Annotated in this window: 13 protein-coding genes; 7 read left to right on the top strand and 6 right to left on the bottom strand. The window is 62.3% G+C overall.

Annotated elements, in window-relative coordinates; genetic code table 11:
• The first annotated feature begins 138 nt into the window (after window positions 1–138).
• The 5 genes from KBP54_RS02595 to KBP54_RS02575 all read left to right on the top strand — a co-directional run bounded on the left by KBP54_RS02595 (window position 139) and on the right by KBP54_RS02575 (window position 5,149).
• Window positions 139–1,005, top strand: coding sequence for a sulfurtransferase (locus tag KBP54_RS02595; RefSeq protein WP_070362983.1), 867 nt, complete (start codon window positions 139–141; stop codon window positions 1,003–1,005).
• Between the two features lie 346 nt (window positions 1,006–1,351).
• Window positions 1,352–1,522 (top strand): hypothetical protein, encoded by a 171-nt coding sequence (locus KBP54_RS02590; protein ID WP_168156198.1) that lies wholly within the window; start codon window positions 1,352–1,354, stop codon window positions 1,520–1,522.
• A 545-nt stretch (window positions 1,523–2,067) separates the two neighbouring features.
• Window positions 2,068–2,751 carry a hypothetical protein gene (locus KBP54_RS02585; protein ID WP_070362984.1) on the top strand — a complete coding sequence of 228 codons (684 nt, stop codon included), beginning with the start codon at window positions 2,068–2,070 and terminating at the stop codon, window positions 2,749–2,751.
• Between the two features lie 136 nt (window positions 2,752–2,887).
• On the top strand, window positions 2,888–4,660 hold the full coding sequence (locus KBP54_RS02580) for an acetyl/propionyl/methylcrotonyl-CoA carboxylase subunit alpha (protein ID WP_070975884.1): 1,773 nt from the start codon (window positions 2,888–2,890) through the stop codon (window positions 4,658–4,660).
• A gap of 3 nt (window positions 4,661–4,663) precedes the next feature.
• A complete protein-coding gene (locus KBP54_RS02575; RefSeq protein WP_070975883.1) occupies window positions 4,664–5,149 on the top strand; it encodes a GNAT family N-acetyltransferase in 486 nt (161 codons plus the stop codon).
• Here KBP54_RS02575 and KBP54_RS02570 read toward each other — a convergent pair.
• A complete protein-coding gene (locus KBP54_RS02570) occupies window positions 5,136–6,038 on the bottom strand; it encodes a chymotrypsin family serine protease (RefSeq protein ID WP_256006204.1) in 903 nt (300 codons plus the stop codon). The two genes, KBP54_RS02575 and KBP54_RS02570, sit on opposite strands and share 14 nt — an antisense overlap.
• A gap of 64 nt (window positions 6,039–6,102) precedes the next feature.
• Between KBP54_RS02570 and KBP54_RS02565 the strand changes: the two genes are divergently transcribed.
• Window positions 6,103–6,600: a GNAT family N-acetyltransferase gene (locus tag KBP54_RS02565; protein ID WP_070362988.1), complete on the top strand. Its 498-nt coding sequence runs from the start codon at window positions 6,103–6,105 to the stop codon at window positions 6,598–6,600.
• A gap of 17 nt (window positions 6,601–6,617) precedes the next feature.
• Here KBP54_RS02565 and KBP54_RS02560 read toward each other — a convergent pair whose 3' ends face one another.
• The 4 genes from KBP54_RS02560 to prpD form a co-directional block, all read right to left on the bottom strand.
• Window positions 6,618–10,067, bottom strand: coding sequence for a pyruvate carboxylase (locus KBP54_RS02560; RefSeq protein WP_256006202.1), 3,450 nt, complete (start codon window positions 10,065–10,067; stop codon window positions 6,618–6,620).
• A 195-nt stretch (window positions 10,068–10,262) separates the two neighbouring features.
• Complete coding sequence (locus KBP54_RS02555) at window positions 10,263–11,423, bottom strand: bifunctional 2-methylcitrate synthase/citrate synthase (RefSeq protein ID WP_256006201.1); 1,161 nt, start codon at window positions 11,421–11,423, stop codon at window positions 10,263–10,265.
• 51 nt (window positions 11,424–11,474) lie between these two features.
• Entirely contained in the window at window positions 11,475–12,395 is a 921-nt protein-coding gene (prpB, locus tag KBP54_RS02550; protein WP_070362991.1) for a methylisocitrate lyase, read from the bottom strand.
• 1 nt (window position 12,396) lies between these two features.
• Complete coding sequence (gene prpD / locus KBP54_RS02545; RefSeq protein ID WP_070362992.1) at window positions 12,397–13,908, bottom strand: 2-methylcitrate dehydratase PrpD; 1,512 nt, start codon at window positions 13,906–13,908, stop codon at window positions 12,397–12,399.
• A gap of 187 nt (window positions 13,909–14,095) precedes the next feature.
• On the opposite strand from prpD, the gene KBP54_RS02540 reads away from it, so the two are divergent.
• The gene (locus KBP54_RS02540) at window positions 14,096–15,406 is read left to right on the top strand and encodes a helix-turn-helix domain-containing protein (RefSeq protein ID WP_070477662.1); all 1,311 of its coding nucleotides are present in this window, start codon (window positions 14,096–14,098) and stop codon (window positions 15,404–15,406) included.
• On the opposite strand, the gene KBP54_RS02535 is transcribed toward KBP54_RS02540, so the two are convergent.
• Window positions 15,387–16,793, bottom strand: a complete 1,407-nt coding sequence (locus KBP54_RS02535; RefSeq protein WP_070975871.1) for an NAD(P)H-quinone dehydrogenase — start codon at window positions 16,791–16,793, stop codon at window positions 15,387–15,389. The two genes, KBP54_RS02540 and KBP54_RS02535, sit on opposite strands and share 20 nt — an antisense overlap.
• Between the last annotated feature and the right edge of the window lie 79 nt (window positions 16,794–16,872).

Below are 16,872 nucleotides of genomic sequence, written 5' to 3'. Positions count from 1 at the left end.
GCACGCGAGTGACACCGAGCACACTGGACCCGTTTTTGCGGAATTTTGCGTCACCTATTTTCCTTGACATGTAGGGTGAGGGGCAGTAAATAACTTCGCTCTGTGTTATTGGCCATTGCTATTGGAGGTTAACTCACCGTGGGCATCGAACTCGACGATCACTCGCAGTTTGCGAACTACGCACATCCGGAACGATTCGTGTCAGCCGCGTGGCTTTCTGCACGCTTGGGCATGCCGGGTCTGCGGGTGGTCGAAAGCGACGAGGACGCCTTCCTCTACGACATTGGGCACATCCCAGGCGCCGTCCGGATCGATTGGCACAACGACCTCAATGATCCTGTGCAGCGCGACTTTATCGACGGCGAGGCCTTCGCAGAACTCATGAGCGCGCGCGGCATCTCCCGCGACGATACCGTGGTGATCTACGGCGACCGCTCCAACTGGTGGGCCGCCTACACGGCGTGGGTCTTCGAGCTGTTCGGTCACCCGGATGTGCGCATCCTCGACGGCGGCCGCGACGCCTGGATGGGTGAAGAGCGCGATACCTCCTTCGCGGTGCCGGAGTACCCACGCACTGAGTACCCGGTAGTCGAGCGCCAGGACGCCCCGCTTCGCACCTTCGCATCTGAGCTGCTGCAGGAAACCCCCGCCCAGCTTATCGACGCCCGCTCGCCCGAGCATTACGCAGGAGCAGAGGCGGCCGCAAAGGATGGTGGCGTCGATACTCTGCGCCACGGGCACATCCCCGGCGCAGTGAACGTGCCGTGGGGCAACTCCGTGTTCCCGAACGCGCGCCTCAAGGGCAGGGACGACATTGCGCACGTCTATAAAGACTTCGACCCTGCTACACCGACTGTGGTCTATTGCCAGCTCGGCGAAAGCGCGGCCCACACCTGGTTCGTGCTGAAGCACGTGCTCGGCTTCGAGCAGGTTTCGCTCTACGACGGCTCGTGGGCGGAGTGGGGAAACATGGTGCGCGTGCCAGTGGAGCGCGGCGAACGCTAAGCCAGAACAGGTTGGCGGCCAGTCGCACCGGACTTCTAAGCACATATCAGGCAGGTGGCGGTGGCGTAGTCGCCGTCGTGGCTGAGCGAGAGTGATACGACCGGTCACGTCAAGCTTTGCGAGGACAGGGCGGACCACTTCCCAGCCCATCCCGTTTGTGGGGCTCAAATTTGCGTTGGGCGACGGACCTTTGCGTATCAAAAGAGCCAGAAGTCGTCGCCATCGGTGTCGCTGCCATCGATGCGCTTGATGACGCGCCCTTCCTAGGAAATAATGAGAATGACCTCGTCGATTCATTAATCAAGCAAATAACCAGGAGTTGGGACTCCGAGAGCAGGTGACATAAATGGAAAAGCGCCGTACCCCTAATCAAGAGTTTTACGTCCCAAAGACCAACGTTCCTCCGAACGCGGGCCAGATCGCCGCGGCCAAGCTCATCATGAAGCGCCACCGCGAGGGCAAAGGCCGTGTGGAGATCACACCGAAGATCCGTTACCTCGCGAACTACGGAGACTAATTCTGAGTCTCTCCTGCTCTCCAACCCATTGCCAGGTTGGCTGCCAGGAATCACTTTCCCCGTGTCTGCACCCCGCGGCTACGCATAGGATCGCGGCGTTGAGTGCGCACACAAGCTCGGCGGTCACCGGCTGCCGGTCGTGTTTCGCACGCAGCGCAATTCGTGCAGCGTCCTGCAGGTCTTGGAGCAGCTGCAAGTCAGCCCGCGAGGCGATTCCGGCAGTGCTGCCATTTGCCAAGAACTCCTCAGTCGCAAGCCGTCTGGTACGGAGGTTGTCGAAAACCTTGCCCGCCGAATAGATCACTGAGGCAAAGTCGTCCATCCGTAGCATGCCTCGTAGTGTAACGCTGGGGTGCCACGTGGCGTCGGCAAGCAGGCACTTGGACGAGTGCCCTGTGTGTTCCGGCGCCAAGCACGAACCCCCTGGCACGCAGTAAGCGCTGGCTCGTCGACAAGCACAAACTGATAGTCTGTCGCCAAATGCTTTCCGACGCCGACCCAGGCAGCGTCACCACACCCCTCTCATCTAACCCCAGGACGAAACCATGACACGCATGCTTTTCAACCGCGCATCAGCTGCCACTCTCGCGGTATTGGCACCACTGACCTTCACCGCGTGCAGCTCCGAAACAGACACACCACCCGTCATCACCATTACACAGACCACCGTGGTGGAAGAGCCCTCGTCCTCAGACACCCCTGACACCGCCTCATCGCCTGCCAAGCAGCCAGCGCAGCAGAATAATGCGGATGCGTGTGTCCAGCTACCCAATGATCCACGCGAGGCATACCCCTCCAACTCGACGCCCGGGCGCATGCCCGCTGATGATGGCAGCGACTTCAACTACTGGATCGAGGACATCGACAATCACTACGACCCGTGTCAGCGTCTGAGCTGGATCATCTTCCGCGGCTCACTCGGGGACAAGGACCGCCCAGCTGGCACCGGCGCCTCCATTACCGACGGAGTAGCGTTCTACGTCGACGGCAAACCGATCAAAGAGATGAAGGCTTTCGGTCGCATCGACAACATCGAGCCGCTCGGGGATGGCGCTGCTGTCTTCGAATGGTCGGAGCGCGGCAATTACACCGCCGAAGGCTTCGTCAACCACTACTCTGCTGAGCTTCGCGCCACCGACGGAGGCATCGCAGCGGCCTCGGGGGACGTCGAGAAGTTCCACGAAAGCTGGGACTCCTCCATCAGCTACCTGCTGGGCACGTATGATTAAGCGCGCCCCCGCGACGCGTTTCATGCACTCCTCGCTATGAGAATCGCTGGGACCTACCGGCAAGTAGTAACATAGGGTGGCAAAATCCGATATATTTCGGCAAAGCTCAGACTCTTTGAGAAAGACGGGATTTTTTGTGCCTATTCACAATCAGCAAGTGACCAAGGTGTTGGTTGCAAACCGCGGCGAGATCGCGGTGCGCATCATTCGTGCTGCCCAGGATGAAGGCATCGCGTCCGTTGCGGTGTACGCAGACAGCGACGCGGCCGCACCATATGTTTCCCTTGCCGATGAAGCGTTCGCCCTCGGCGGGGAAACCGCCGCAGAGACCTATCTGGACATGGCGAAGCTGCTCAAAGTGGCGGCGGATTCGGGCGCGGACGCCGTTCACCCCGGCTACGGTTTCCTCGCGGAAAACGCTGAATTCGCACAGAAAGTTATCGACGCCGGTTTGACCTGGATCGGCCCCTCCCCCGAGGCTATCGCCACGCTGGGTGACAAGGTGGCGGCCCGCGCCATCGCCGAAGCTGTCGACGCCCCGATGGCCCCCGGCACGAAACATCCGGTCGCAGACGAACAGGAAGTCCTTGCGTTCGCAGATGAGCACGGCCTCCCGATCGCGATTAAGGCCGCCTACGGCGGTGGCGGGCGCGGTATGAAGGTCGCGCATACGCGGGAAGAAATCCCGGAGCTGTTCGAGTCCGCAACCCGTGAGGCCGTTGCCGCTTTCGGCCGCGGCGAGTGCTTCGTGGAGCGCTACCTGGATAAGGCTCGCCACGTTGAGGCGCAGGTGCTCGCGGACCAGCACGGCAACGTCGTGGTCGTGGGTACCCGCGACTGCTCACTGCAGCGCCGCTTCCAGAAGCTCATCGAGGAAGCCCCTGCACCGTTCCTCACCGATGAGCAGCGCGAGCGCATTGAGCGCTCCGCCGAGGCGATCTGTAAGGAAGCCGGCTACTCGGGCGCAGGCACCGTAGAGTACCTGGTTGGCGCTGACGGCCTGGTGTCTTTCTTGGAAGTCAACACGCGCCTCCAGGTAGAGCACCCGGTCACTGAGCTGACCACCGACCTGGACTTGGTACGCGAGCAGTTCCGTATCGCCCGCGGCGAGCAGCTCAGCATCACGGAGACCCCAACGCCGCGCGGGCACGCATTTGAGTTCCGCATCAACGGCGAGGACCCAACTATCAACTTCATGCCTTCTCCTGGCCCGATCAACGTCTACCGCGAGCCAGCCGGGCCCGGCGTGCGCGTGGACTCCGGCGTGCGCGAAGGTTCGGCGATTAACGGTCAGTTTGACTCGATGCTGGCCAAGCTGATCGTGTACGGCGCAACGCGCGAGGAAGCGCTGAATCGTGCCCGCCGCGCGCTTGCGGAATACGTCGTCGAGGGCATCCCGACCGTGATCCCCTTCCACCGCGCAATGGTCGAGCACGACGCCTTTATCGGCGACGGCACCTCGTTCGACGTCTACACTCGCTGGATCGAAGAGACCTGGGATGGCGAGATGCCAGCCGTCACCGCAGCTGATGGTGAAGGTGTGGAGGGCGAAGCAGGCGTCGATAAGCAGGTGTTTGCCGTGGAGGTTGACGGCCGCCGCATCGAGGTAGCCCTGCCTTCCGCACTCGTGCCCGGTGCGGGCCCTGCTCGCAAGCCGAAGAAGCGCCGCGCATCGGCCGCGAAGACCGCCGCATCCGGCGACGCCGTGACGGCGCCGATGCAGGGAACTTTAATCAAGGTCAACGTGGCAGAGGGCGACACCGTCGCTGAGGGCGACGTCCTCGTCGTGCTCGAGGCGATGAAGATGGAAAACCCGGTCAAGGCGCACAAGGATGGCGTCGTGACGGGCCTGGCCGCCGAGCAGGGCGCTCAAGCGGCCAAGGGCGCAACGCTCATGGAGTTGAAGTAGCCCATGGACTTTAGTTTCCGTCGGGCCACCGAGTCCGACCGCACGTACCTCGAGCGTATTTACTTCCTCGCCGAGGCGCACGGTGATGAATCGAGCGAACTGTTCAGTGACTACCCCACCTACGCCGCAGGCTACATCGGCGACTGGGATCCGGAGCGCGACGGCGGCGTCATCGTCTACGACGCCCTCGGCGTACCGGCCGGGGCGATCTGGCTGCGGTTCTGGGAGGATACCTCCGCCGTGGGGTGGGCAAACCTTGGGCCGGATATCCCCGAGTTCGCCATCGCGATTGAAGCCCGCGCGCAGGGCAAGGGCCTGTCACGCACGATGATTGAGCAGGCTTGCGAGCTCGCGCGCGACAAGGGTGCGCGACAGCTCGCTTTATCTGTCGACGCCGACAACCCCAAAGCCCGCCACGTCTATGAGAAATTCGGCTTCCGGGATGTTGCCGATGCCCCACACCCGGGCACCATGGTTATTGACCTCTAGCCGCTGCTATTGAGCGCCACGATTCGACGATAGAGACGATGTCGGGTGCCGCGGCGACGAGTACGCCCAACACGATTGCCAGCACGACTGGCAACACACCGCGCACTGCGGAGTCATCCTCGGAGGACAGCGAGTCCAGGCGCTTGCCCAACTGCGCCCCTGCCTTCGCGGCCGTTTCTACTGGGCGCTTGGCGGTGTGCACCACGGGGCCGTCGATATGGAACCAGCGCTTGAGCACCTCGATTTCGTCATCGCTGCCGTAGTCGCGGCCGTCTTCCGGGTGAACCGCGCGGGAAAGCCCGCGCACGCCCGACGATGAGGAGATGTTGCTCACGCCCGAGTACGGCCCGATCATTCCTTTGCCTTCGACCCACACGGGTGCACCGGAGTCGCCTGCCTGGCCATTTGGGAGCGTACTGAACACCGTGTTGCCGAGGCGCGCAGCGAACGAACCGCAGCGCTTCGCCTTCGTCACCCCGCCGTAGGTACACACGCGATCCTTCGAGGTCAGCGTCGTGCCTGGGGAAATAAGGGTGTCTCCGCTGAGCCAGTTCGGGCCGAGGGCCACGCCGTCGTCCCAGACCACCATGGCCCAGTCGTTCGCGGTGTAATCCTCCTCATCGCGGTACAACGGCGAGGGGATAAACGTTCCGGTGAGGCCTTCGGCCCCCTGGACGGTGACACGATCCCCGTTGCTGCCACAGTGGGCGCTGGTGTAGCTCACGCCCTGGTTTTTGTCATTCATCGCGACGGTGCATTTCACGTTGCTACCAACAACAATCAGACCCCCCTGCTGCACCACCGGCGCCGCGACCGCAGCCCCGTGTGAGATACCAAGGGCCAACGCCACAGTGACGGCCCCGATGCCGCGTGCAGTTCCTCCTCGCATAGGCCACAGGGTACCGCACGGCCCTGGCTGCGCCTATCCGTAGTAGTCGCGTTACAGTGGCACCATGACACAAAACAAGTCGTTTACTCTACGCCAAGCCACCGAATCAGACCGCATGTACCTGCAGCGCCTGAACTTTCTTGCGGACGTATTCGGCGATGAAACCGCGCCCGTCGGGCACGAGGAGCGCCTCGGGGTGACCGACTACGTGGACCACTGGGACCCGGAGCGCGACGGCGGCATTATCGCCTGCGATGAGTTCCGCACCCCCGCCGGTGGCGTGTGGCTGCGCTACTGGGATGACCCGGATGCAGGCCACGCAAACCTCGGCCCCGACGTGCCGGAGCTCGCCATCGCGGTGGAACGCCGCTTCGCAGGCCACCGGCTCGGCTCGAAACTGCTACGCGCAGTCATTGAGCTTGCAGCGCAACAAGGCGCGCCCCGCGTCGCTCTCTGGGTTGACCCAGACAACGAGCGTGCGCGCCACCGTTACGAGCAGTTCGGCTTCACCACGGTTGCCGACGTTGCCAATGTCATGGTGTTTGACTGCAACGTCGGCTAACTGCGGCGAGAAACCCTTTAGGAGATCACGACGACCAGGTCGCCGCCCTCCACCTTGGTTGCCTGCGTGAAGGCGACTCGCTCGATGGTGCCGTCCTTCGCCGCCGAGATCGCGGCCTCCATCTTCATCGCTTCGATAGAAGCAACCTGGTCGCCGGCCTTGACTTCGTCGCCAGGCTTGACGGTCACGTTCACCACACCAGCGAACGGTGCCGCAACGTGGCCTTCCTGCGACGGATCAGCTTTCTCCACCTCGGCGACTGTGGACTCGGCGTTCTCGTCCCTGACCTGCATCGGACGGATCTGGCCGTTGACCGTCAGGATGACCTGGCGCATGCCCTTCTCATCGGGCTCGCCCACGGCGTCAAGGTTGACCACGAGCGGCGGCAGGTGATCCTCGAGCTCGCCGTACCAGATCATCGTCTCCTCACCCTCAACAAGGCCGTAGAAGAAGGTGCGGTCCGACAGGTGGTCCGTGATGCCGTAGGTGCGGCGGTGTTCCAGGAACTCCTTGTACTGCTTCGGGAACAGCAGCTGGTCCAGCGCAGCACGGCGCGTCACGTGGTCCTCGGAATCAAGGTCACCAGCGAGCTCTTCCGGCACGTCCACCGTGTGGTCGACTTCCTGGCGGTCCTCGAGCGCCTTGTCGCGCAGCAGCGGCCAGCCACCCGGAGGCGTACCCAGTTCACCCTGCAGGAAGCCGATGACGGACTCAGGGATGTCGTACTTGCGCGGGTTCTCCGCGAAGTCCTTCGGGTCCACGCCCGCACCCACCAGGTGCAGCGCAAGGTCACCCACAACCTTCGACGACGGCGTGACCTTCGTCGGGCGGCCGAGGATCTCGTTCACCGCGGCATAGTAGTCCTCGATGAGCTCGAAGCGGTTGCCCAGGCCCAGCGCCTTCGCCTGCGTACGCAGGTTGGAAAGCTGACCGCCCGGGATTTCGTGCTTGTACACACGACCGGTCGGGCCAGGAATACCAGATTCAAACGGAGCGTAAACCTGGCGCACGGCCTCCCAGTACGGCTCGAGGTCGCTGACAGCCTGCAGGTCAATGCCGGTGTCACGCTCGGTGTTCGCGAAGGCAGCAACGAGTGCGGACAGCGACGGCTGCGAGGTGGTACCCGCCAGCGGTGCCGACGCCACATCCACAATGTCCGCGCCAGCATTTGCGGCCGCCAGGTAGGTCGCTAGCTGGCCGCCAGCCGTGTCGTGAGTGTGCACGTGAACAGGCAGGTCGAAGCGCTCGCGCAGCGCCTTGACCAGTTTCGCGGCAGCGCCCGGACGCATCAGGCCGGCCATATCCTTGATCGCCAGGACGTGCGCGCCGGCGTCGACAATCTCTTCGGCCAGACGCAGGTAGTAGTCCAGCGTGTAGATGTCCTCGGCGGGGTCGAGCAGGTTGCCCGAGTACGCCATCGCAACCTCGGCGACGGTGGTGTTGGTCTCCAGAACAGCCTCGATAGCGGGGCGCATCTGGGAAACGTCGTTGAGGGCGTCGAAGATGCGGAAGATATCAATGCCTGACGACGCCGCCTCGTTCACGAACGCCTTCGTCACCGAGTCCGGGTACGGCGTGTAGCCCACGGTGTTGCGGCCGCGCAGCAGCATCTGGATATTCACGTTCGGGATGGCTTCACGCAGGGCGTCGAGACGCATCCACGGAGACTCGTGCAGGAAGCGCATGCCCACGTCGTAGGTGGCGCCGCCCCACGCCTCTACAGAGGCGAGCTGTGGCGTCATGTGGCCGACGTGCTTCGCCGCAGCGACCAGCGTGTTCGTACGGATGCGGGTTGCCAGCAGCGACTGGTGCGCATCGCGGAACGTCGTCTCGGTCACCCCGAGAGCCGTCTGGTTGCGGATCTTTTCCGCCCACTTCGTCGGGCCGAGCTCCAGCAGGTCGTCGCGGGAGCCACGTGGCAGGTCGCCGTAATCGAACTCCGGCAGTTTCTTCGAAGGACGAATCGAGGTCGGGCGTGGGCCGTTTGGCTTATTGACGGTCACGTTCGCCAGGTAGTCGAGGATCTTGCCGGCATCGTCAGCCGCGGCAGGAGCCTCAAGCAAGAACGGGTGATCGTTGATAAAGCCGGTGTTGATGCGCTTGAAGCGGAAGTCCTCGTCGGACAGCAGCGCGCGCAGGAAGCCAATATTGGTGGAGACACCGGTGACGGTGAACTCGTTAAGCGCGCGCAGTGCGCGGTCGACGGCAACCTGGAAGTTACGGCCACGGCACGTCATCTTCACAAGCAGGGAGTCGAAGTTCGGGGTGATCTCGGTACCGACGTTTGCGGAGCCGTCGAGACGCACACCCGCGCCACCCGGGGAGCTGTAGCCGGTGATCACGCCGGAGTCCGGACGGAACCCGTTGTTCGGGTCCTCCGTGGTGATGCGGCACTGCAGCGCCGCACCGTTCATCTCGATGAGGTCCTGGGTCAGGTGCACGTCCTCGAGCTTCGCGCCCGCAGCGATGTACATCTGGTTCTTCACGATGTCCACGCCGGTGATTTCCTCGGTGACGGTATGCTCCACCTGGACACGCGGGTTCATCTCAATGAAGACGTGGTTGCCCTGCTCGTCAACGAGGAACTCGACGGTACCGGCGCCCTCGTAGTTGATCTCCTTACAGAAGTTCACCGCGTCCTGGCAGATGCGCTCACGCTGTTCCTGCGTGATGTGCTGTGCCGGAGCGATTTCGACGACCTTCTGGTGACGGCGCTGCAGCGAGCAGTCGCGCTCAAACAGGTGCACCACGTTGCCGTAGGAGTCCGCCATGATCTGCACCTCAATGTGCTGCGGGCGGATGACCGCTCGCTCGAGGTACACGTGGCCGTCGCCAAACGCTGCCTCCGCCTCGCGGGATGCCTCTGCCGCGAGGCGCTCGACATCTTCGATCTTCTCGATGAAGCGCATACCGCGCCCACCACCACCGGCGACTGCCTTGACGAAGACCGGGAAGGTGAATTCCTTCGCAATCTCGGCGAGCTCCGCCGGGTCAGTTGACGGCTCGGAGTCCTTCAACGTCGGCAGCCCGGCGCGCTCAGCAGCGTGCACAGCGGCCGCCTTGTCACCAGTCAGCTCAAGCGCCTCTGGGCTTGGGCCGATGAACTTAATGCCGTTGTCGCGGCAAGCGCGCGCAAGGTCTGCGCGCTCCGAGAGGAACCCATAGCCCGGGTAAATTGCATCGGCGCCGGTCTCTTTCGCCGCACGGATAATTTCGTCGATGTCCAGGTACGCCTTGACTGGCTGGCCCTCAACACCAATTCGTACGGCTTCGTCGGCGAACGGTCGGTGGTAGGACTTTCGGTCCTCGCGCGGGTACACCGCGACAGTTTTTGCGCCAGTCTCAAATGCTGCGCGGAAGGCACGAACCGCGATTTCGCCACGGTTTGCTACCAAGATCTTTTTGAATGCCGGGAGGTCATTCAGGGGGAGCTGCTCCATCGATGCAATCCTTCCATACTGTGACATACGTGACAGTTTGAATGTTATTTGGTTGGCCTGACAATCCTAACGCAGGTTGGCGCCACACCACGGGAAAATGCACAATTGCATCTGTTCCCATAGCGATTACCCCCCAAGTTGGGGTCAGCGGTCAACGCCTCTCATATAAAAACAAACAAAACGGATGGTCCGCCCCAAAGGCAGACCACCCGTCGTTCTGGCTTACTGCGGCTGGTAGGTGCCGTCCAGGTGACGCTCCTCCGGGCCGTTGTACGCGGACAGTGGGCGGATCAGCGAGTTGTTCTCGTACTGCTCAATGATGTGCGCGGTCCAGCCGGTGATGCGGCTCATCACGAACAGCGGCGTGAAGAACTCGATGTCAAAGCCCAGGATGTAGTAGGACGGGCCGGACGGGAAGTCCAGGTTCGGGCGGATGTTGATGGACGTGTTCTCGTACATCGTCTTCGCAATGATGTCGTAGATTTCCACCCACTTCTCGGCGCCCTGGTCCTTGTGCTCCGCGGCGAGCTTCTTGAACGCGGCTTCCATGGTCGGCACGCGCGAGTCGCCCTTCTTGTACACGCGGTGGCCGAAGCCCATGACGAGCTCCTTGTTCTTCAGCTTGTTCAGGCACCACTGCTCCGCGTTTGCTGGGTCGTCGATTTCCTTCATGTGGTGCATGACGAACTCGTTCGCGCCACCGTGCAGCGGGCCCTTCAGTGCGCCGATCGCCGCGGTGATCGCAGACCAGGCGTCGGACTGCGTCGAGGTCACCGTGCGGGCGGTGAAGGTGGACGCGTTGAAGGAGTGCTCCGCGTAGAGAATCATGGTCTTCTCGAATGCCTCGATATCCGACGGGATGGTTGCCGGGGCCCCTTCTTCGTCACCGAAGACCATCCAGAGGAAGTTCTCCGAGAAGCCCTTGTCCTTGCTCGGGGCGATGTAGCCCTTGCCCTGGCGGCGGCGAATGTCGGTGGCCACGATGGTCGGCAGCTTCGCCAGCAGCTCGGTACCGATCTTGCGGATGTGGTCAGCATCCGGGGTGAACTTGTACTCGTCGCGGGTGCCCAGGAAGGACACTGCGGTGCGCAGCACGTCCATCGGGTGGCAGTCCTTCGGCAGGTAGTTAATGACCTGGATGAGTTCCTCATCGATGTCGCGGTTGTTCATGCATCCGAGGCGGAACTCCTCTGCGCCCGACTTGTCTGGCAGCTCGCCGTGCCAAAGCAGGTACGCAACCTCTTCGAAGGTGCAGTGCTCTGCCAGCTCGTGGACCGGGTAACCGTAGTACAGCAGGGAGTTGGTCTCAGGGTTGACCTTGGAGATTGCGGTGTAGTCCGCAACGACGCCAGCGAGGCCCTTCTTGATTTCTTGAGTGGTCATGGGATGAAGTCCTTTCAGGATAGGGATTGGGTTAGGGATGCGGGATAGGGATTACTCGAATGTGGACGAGTAGGTGTCCTTGGAATATGTGAAGACGGACTGGTCGAACTGGTTGAAGTCTTCGTACTTGACCAGCTCGTATAGGCGGGACCTGTGCTGCATGCGGTCCAACCACGGCTCCTGCGTGCCGGTTTCCGCGATGTCGCGGAGCATGGCCTCGGTCTGCCCCATTGCGAGGCGGAACGTGGTCACCGGCCAGATCACCGCGTTATAGCCGAGGTCCTGCAAGGTTCCGGCGGAGAGCAGCTTGGTCTTACCGAACTCCGTCATGTTCGCCAGCAGCAGGATATCGACGGCCTTGCGGAAGGTCTCGAAGTCCTTCTCGGTATAGAGTGCCTCCGTAAAGATAAGGTCCGCGCCGGCATCTGCGTAAGCCTTGGCCCGCTCGATTGCGGAGTCGATGCCCTCGATGCCAGCCGCGTCGGTACGCGCACAGATGACGAATGCATCGTCGTGGCGCTCCTTTACTGCGGCGCTGATGCGTCGCACCATCAGGTCACGCGGCACTACTTCCTTGCCGTCGAGGTGCCCGCAGCGCTTCGGGTTCACCTGGTCCTCCAGGTGCAGCGAGGCAAGCCCCGCGGCCTCGAACTCAGCCACGGTGCGTGCTGCGGACATCGGTTCGCCGAAGCCGGTGTCGGCGTCGATAAGCACTGGAAGGTTCGTAGCGCGAGCGATGTGCCCGCCGCGCTGCGCGACCTCCGTCAGTGTGGTCAGCCCAATATCCGGCAGGCCTAGGTCGTTGGCGAGTACCGCGCCGGAGACGTAGACACCTTCGAAGCCACCGATGTCCTCGATGAGTCGAGCCGTCAGCGGATTGAACGCGCCGGGCAGTTTTGTAATTTCGGTGGACTCGAGTGAGGCCCGCAGCGCCAGTCGGCGCTCATTTGGCGTTGTATCAGGAACAAACATCTTAGAAAATCCCTCCTGGGATCTGAGGAGCATTGGCTTGCGCGTCCGCGTTCACCTTGATGTTGAGCTTGCTCAAGTCGGTGAGCTGCTCGAGGTTCTGCACGTCTTCAAGGAAACGGTCCTGCTCTTCCTTATCGACGATCCCTTCCGCCAGCGTGCGGAACTTCTGGATGTACTGCTCACGGGCAAACGGGCGTGCCCCCAGTGGGTGAGCGTCCGCCACGGCCATCTCATCCTCGATGACGGTGCCGTCGTTGAAGGTGATGACGGCCTTTGCGCCGAACGCCTTCTCGGCCGGGTCCTGCGAGTGGTAGCGGCGCGTCCACTCCGGGTCCTCGACGGTGGAGATCTTGTGCCACAGCGTGACCGTCTCTGGGCGGTTCGCGCGTTCCGGGGCGTAGGAGTCGACGTGGTGCCACGTGCCGTCCTCGAGTGCTACGGCGAAGATGTACATAATCGAGTGGTCGAGGGTCTCGCGGGATGCCTTCGGGTCCATCTTCTGAGGGTCGTTGGCGCCGGTGCCGATGACGTAGTGCGTGTGGTGCGAGGTGTGCAGCACGATGGACTCGATATCGGCGGTGGACTTACCGGCATCCGCGATGGTCTGCTTCATGCGGCGCGCCAGGTCGATTGGGGCCTGCGACTGGTACTCAGCCGAATGCTCCTTGGTGTAGGTATCCAGGATTGCGCGCTTTGCCTCACCGTCTGCAGGCAGTGGCACCACGTAGGTGCGTTCTGGGGAATGCAGCATCCAGGCGATGAAGCCGTCCTCGCCCTCCCAAATCGGAGCGGGTGCACCCTCGCCGCGCATCGCGCGGTCGACGGCCTCGATGCCCATCTTGCCGGCGAATGCCGGGGCGGACGCCTTCCAAGAAGAGATGAGGCCCTTGCGGGACTGGCGCGTCGCCGTCGTAGTGTGCAGCGCCTGGCCAACCGCCTGGTAGATGGTGTCAATGTCCAGGTTCAGCATGGTGCCCAGACCCGCCGCAACAGATGGGCCGAGGTGCGCCACGTGGTCAATCTTCCACTCGTGCAGGCAAATACCCTTGACCAGGTTGACCTGGATCTCGTAGCCGGTCGCGATACCACGGATCAGCGCCTTACCGTCGAGGCCCTTGTGCTGTGCTACTGCAAGGATCGGCGGAATGTTGTCGCCCGGGTGGGAGTACTCCGCCGCGAGGAAGGTGTCGTGGAAGTCCAGCTCGCGGACCGCTGTACCGTTGGCGAATGCGGCCCACTCTGCGGAGTAGGAGCCGTCGACACCAAAAATCTGCGCACCGCCTTCGGATACTGGATGTGCCTCCGCCATCACGCGAGCGGTCGCGACTGGGCGGCGACCGTAGGAAGCGACGGCGACCGACGCATTGTCGATAATGCGGTTGATGATCATCTCAGTCGTATCAGCTGGAACCTCTACCGGGTCTGCTGCAACCTTGGCGATCTTGTATGCGAGGTGCTCTTCAATCGGGAAATCTTCTGCCGAACGGTGCGTGCGCACGTTGTGTTCGATCATCTTGGCTCCTTCGTCTTCGTTGTAGTTCCGCTACCGCGAAACCTCGTTGATGTTGCAGCTCATACTAGGGAGCCAAATGTGATGCGGGCCATGATTTTCGCATGTAAACTTCTGCGTACAAATTCTGCTACTTGTGCAAATTCTGTTAACTACGCAGTACACGCATACAAAATGGGAGAAAGGTACGATGGCAAAGCTGTACGCGGGGGCAAAGATACAGACGCTCCGCCATGAACTCGAACTCACACAAGGCGAAATGGCCCGCCGCATAGACATCTCAACGAGCTACCTCAACCAGCTCGAAAACGACCAGCGTCCACTCACCGTCAGCGTGCTCCTCCAACTCACCCACGCGTTTCAGCTCTCCACCACGTTCTTCTCCCCCGATGAAGACCAACGCGTGGTCAACGAGCTTTCCGAGCTACTCCCCGACGTCCCGCAGCCGAAACTGCACGAGTTCGCACAGCGCTTCCCCGACATCGCCAACTCCTTACGGGCGCTGACTTCACCCGAGACCACCGACTCCGAACACCCCCACGCACTCGTGCGTGAATTCTTCCAGAACCACAAGAACTACTTCCACGAGCTCGACGTTGCTGCCGAACAGCTCGCAGCGCACGCCGCGAACCGGCAACTGCGACTGACACGCCTCGCGGCAACCTTCGACAGGGAATACGGCATCCAAGTGCGCTTCAACCAATACGCCCACGGCCCCCGCTCGACCCTGCAGCACGACCAGCGCGAGATCCGCCTACGCACCGGACTCACCGAGTCCCAGCAGTGCTTTGAACTCGCCTATCACTACGGCCGCACCGCCTTCGCGGAGCTCATCGACGAGTACGTCCGCGACACTTTCGACGAATCGACACAGCCCGAGCCCGTCCAGCTCGCGCGCCACGGGTTGGCGCAGTACTTCGCCGCCGCTGTCACCATGCCCTACGCTGAGCTCCTCCAAGCTGCCGAAGAAACCCGCTACGACATCGACGTCATCTCCGCGCGCTTCGGCACTGGTTTCGAGTCAACCTGCCAACGCCTCGCGACGTTGCAGCGCCCCGGCGCAGAGGCGATTCCGTTCGTCTTCGTGCGCACCGACCGGGCAGGCAACATTTCGAAGCGGCAGTCATCGACAGCCTTCCACTTCTCGCGCCACGGTGGGGGCTGCCCGTTGTGGGTCGTGCACCGCGCGTTTGAAACTTCGAATAGAGTGACGCGTCAGGTCGCCGTCATGCCGGACGGCCGGACCTACCTATGGATTGCGCGGATGGTGCAGGGCCCCGTCGTGGGGTTCGATTCCCCGCGGCGGGAACACGCGGTGGTGCTGGGCTGCGATATCGCATTCGCCCAGCGCATGATTTACGCCGACGGGCTGAACATCTCCCCCGAATCGGCAACAAAAATCGGCCCCGGCTGCGCTACCTGCCCACGAACATCCTGTCCGCAGCGAGCGTTTCCGGGGCCGCCTAGTTCTAGCCGGAGCGCTAGTCCAGATCAGACTTAGAGATCAGCCTGCGTGCCGCCTCCGTAATCGAACCGGACAGGGACGGGTATACCGCCATCGAGTTCGCCAGCTGGCGCACAGTCAGGTCGTTGGCTACCGCGATGGTCAGCGACAGAATCAGTTCGGAGGCAGTCGGTGCGACGATCACGCCGCCGAGTACCTGGCCGGAGCCCTTGCGGGCGAAGATCTTCACAAAACCGTGCTGGAGGGAACGCATCTTTGCGCGAGGGTTCGTCGCCAAGTCTAGCTTGTAGATGTCCGCGTCAACCTCGCCGTCGGTGATCTGCTGCTGCGTCACACCGACCGCGGCGATCTCCGGGCGGGTAAAGACCGCGTTGCCCACCGTCTTCAGGCGCACCGGTGACACGCCCTCGCCCAACGCGTGGTCGACCGCAATGCGGCCCTGCTGCGCCGCGACGGATGCCAGCGGCATCAGGTCGCTGCAGTCACCCGCAGCGTAAATACCTGCAACGTTGGTACGCGACACACGGTCAACAATGATGTGGCCCGACGGGGCGACTTCCACACCGGCCGCCTCCAGGTTGAGGTCCGCCGTGTTCGGAATCGAACCAATGGACATCATCACGTGCGAACCGGCGATCTCGCGCCCGTCCGTCGTGCGCACAACCACGCCGTCGCCGGTGTTCGTCACCGACTCCACGCGAGCGTGTTTCTCCAAGTGGACGCCACGGCCCGCGAGCACCTCCTCGAGCACGTCAGCGGCATCGGCGTCATCGTGCGGCAGGATGCGGTCACGCGAAGCAACCATGGTCACCTCGACGCCCAACTCAGCGAACGCAGAAACAAACTCAGCACCGGTCACACCGGAACCGACCACGATCAGGTGCGTCGGCATCTCCTGCAGGCTGTACATCTGACGCCAGTTCAGGATGCGCTCGCCGTCCGGCTCAGCGCCCGGCAGCACGCGCGGGTTCGCGCCGGTGCACACCAGCACCATGTCGCAATCAATAATCTCGGTGTCTTTACCCTCGCAGTGCACCTCCACGCGGTGCGTGGTGTGACCGTGCTGTTGGTCCGTAAAACGAGCGCGCCCCTGGATAAGGCGCACGCCACGCTGCTCCAACTGCTTAGCGATGTCACTGGACTGCTTATCAGCCAGCGCGATCACGCGTGCGTTCAGGGCGGTCAGCGAAAGCTGGGCTTCCCCAAGCCCGTGGTTGAGCCCCATGTCGTCTGCACGGCGAAGGTCCGTCTTAATGTTGGCGCCGGCGATAAAGCTCTTCGAAGGAACAACGTCCTTGCGGATAGCGGAGCCGCCCAAACCATTGTCTTCCACAATGGTGATATCGGCCCCGTACTTTGATGCAACCAGCGCAGCCTCGTAACCAGCTGGCCCTCCGCCAATGATGACGATCTTCTTCGACACCTACATACTCCTCAACGGTCTTCGTCGTTCGCACAAATACCTGGCTAGTCTACACGGCCGCCCACGGCTTCGTTACCAA

The sequence above is a fragment of the Corynebacterium pseudogenitalium genome, assembly GCF_024453815.1.
Taxonomy (GTDB): Bacteria; Actinomycetota; Actinomycetes; order Mycobacteriales; family Mycobacteriaceae; genus Corynebacterium; species Corynebacterium pseudogenitalium.
The sequence above is the reverse complement of the archived record's forward strand: the minus strand, read 5'-3'. Positions and strand labels throughout refer to the sequence as shown.

Bases quoted from the DNA above. Each gene is read 5' to 3' on its own strand.
- KBP54_RS02590 (WP_168156198.1), top strand. From the start codon at position 1,352: ATGGAAAAGCGCCGTACCCCTAATCAAGAGTTTTACGTCCCAAAGACC.
- KBP54_RS02585 (WP_070362984.1), top strand. From the start codon at position 2,068: ATGACACGCATGCTTTTCAACCGCGCATCAGCTGCCACTCTCGCGGTA.
- KBP54_RS02575 (WP_070975883.1), top strand. From the start codon at position 4,664: ATGGACTTTAGTTTCCGTCGGGCCACCGAGTCCGACCGCACGTACCTC.
- KBP54_RS02570 (WP_256006204.1), bottom strand. From the start codon at position 6,038: ATGCGAGGAGGAACTGCACGCGGCATCGGGGCCGTCACTGTGGCGTTG.
- KBP54_RS02565 (WP_070362988.1), top strand. From the start codon at position 6,103: ATGACACAAAACAAGTCGTTTACTCTACGCCAAGCCACCGAATCAGAC.
- KBP54_RS02560 (WP_256006202.1), bottom strand. From the start codon at position 10,067: ATGTCACAGTATGGAAGGATTGCATCGATGGAGCAGCTCCCCCTGAAT.
- KBP54_RS02555 (WP_256006201.1), bottom strand. From the start codon at position 11,423: ATGACCACTCAAGAAATCAAGAAGGGCCTCGCTGGCGTCGTTGCGGAC.
- prpB (WP_070362991.1), bottom strand. From the start codon at position 12,395: ATGTTTGTTCCTGATACAACGCCAAATGAGCGCCGACTGGCGCTGCGG.
- prpD (WP_070362992.1), bottom strand. From the start codon at position 13,908: ATGATCGAACACAACGTGCGCACGCACCGTTCGGCAGAAGATTTCCCG.
- KBP54_RS02540 (WP_070477662.1), top strand. From the start codon at position 14,096: ATGGCAAAGCTGTACGCGGGGGCAAAGATACAGACGCTCCGCCATGAA.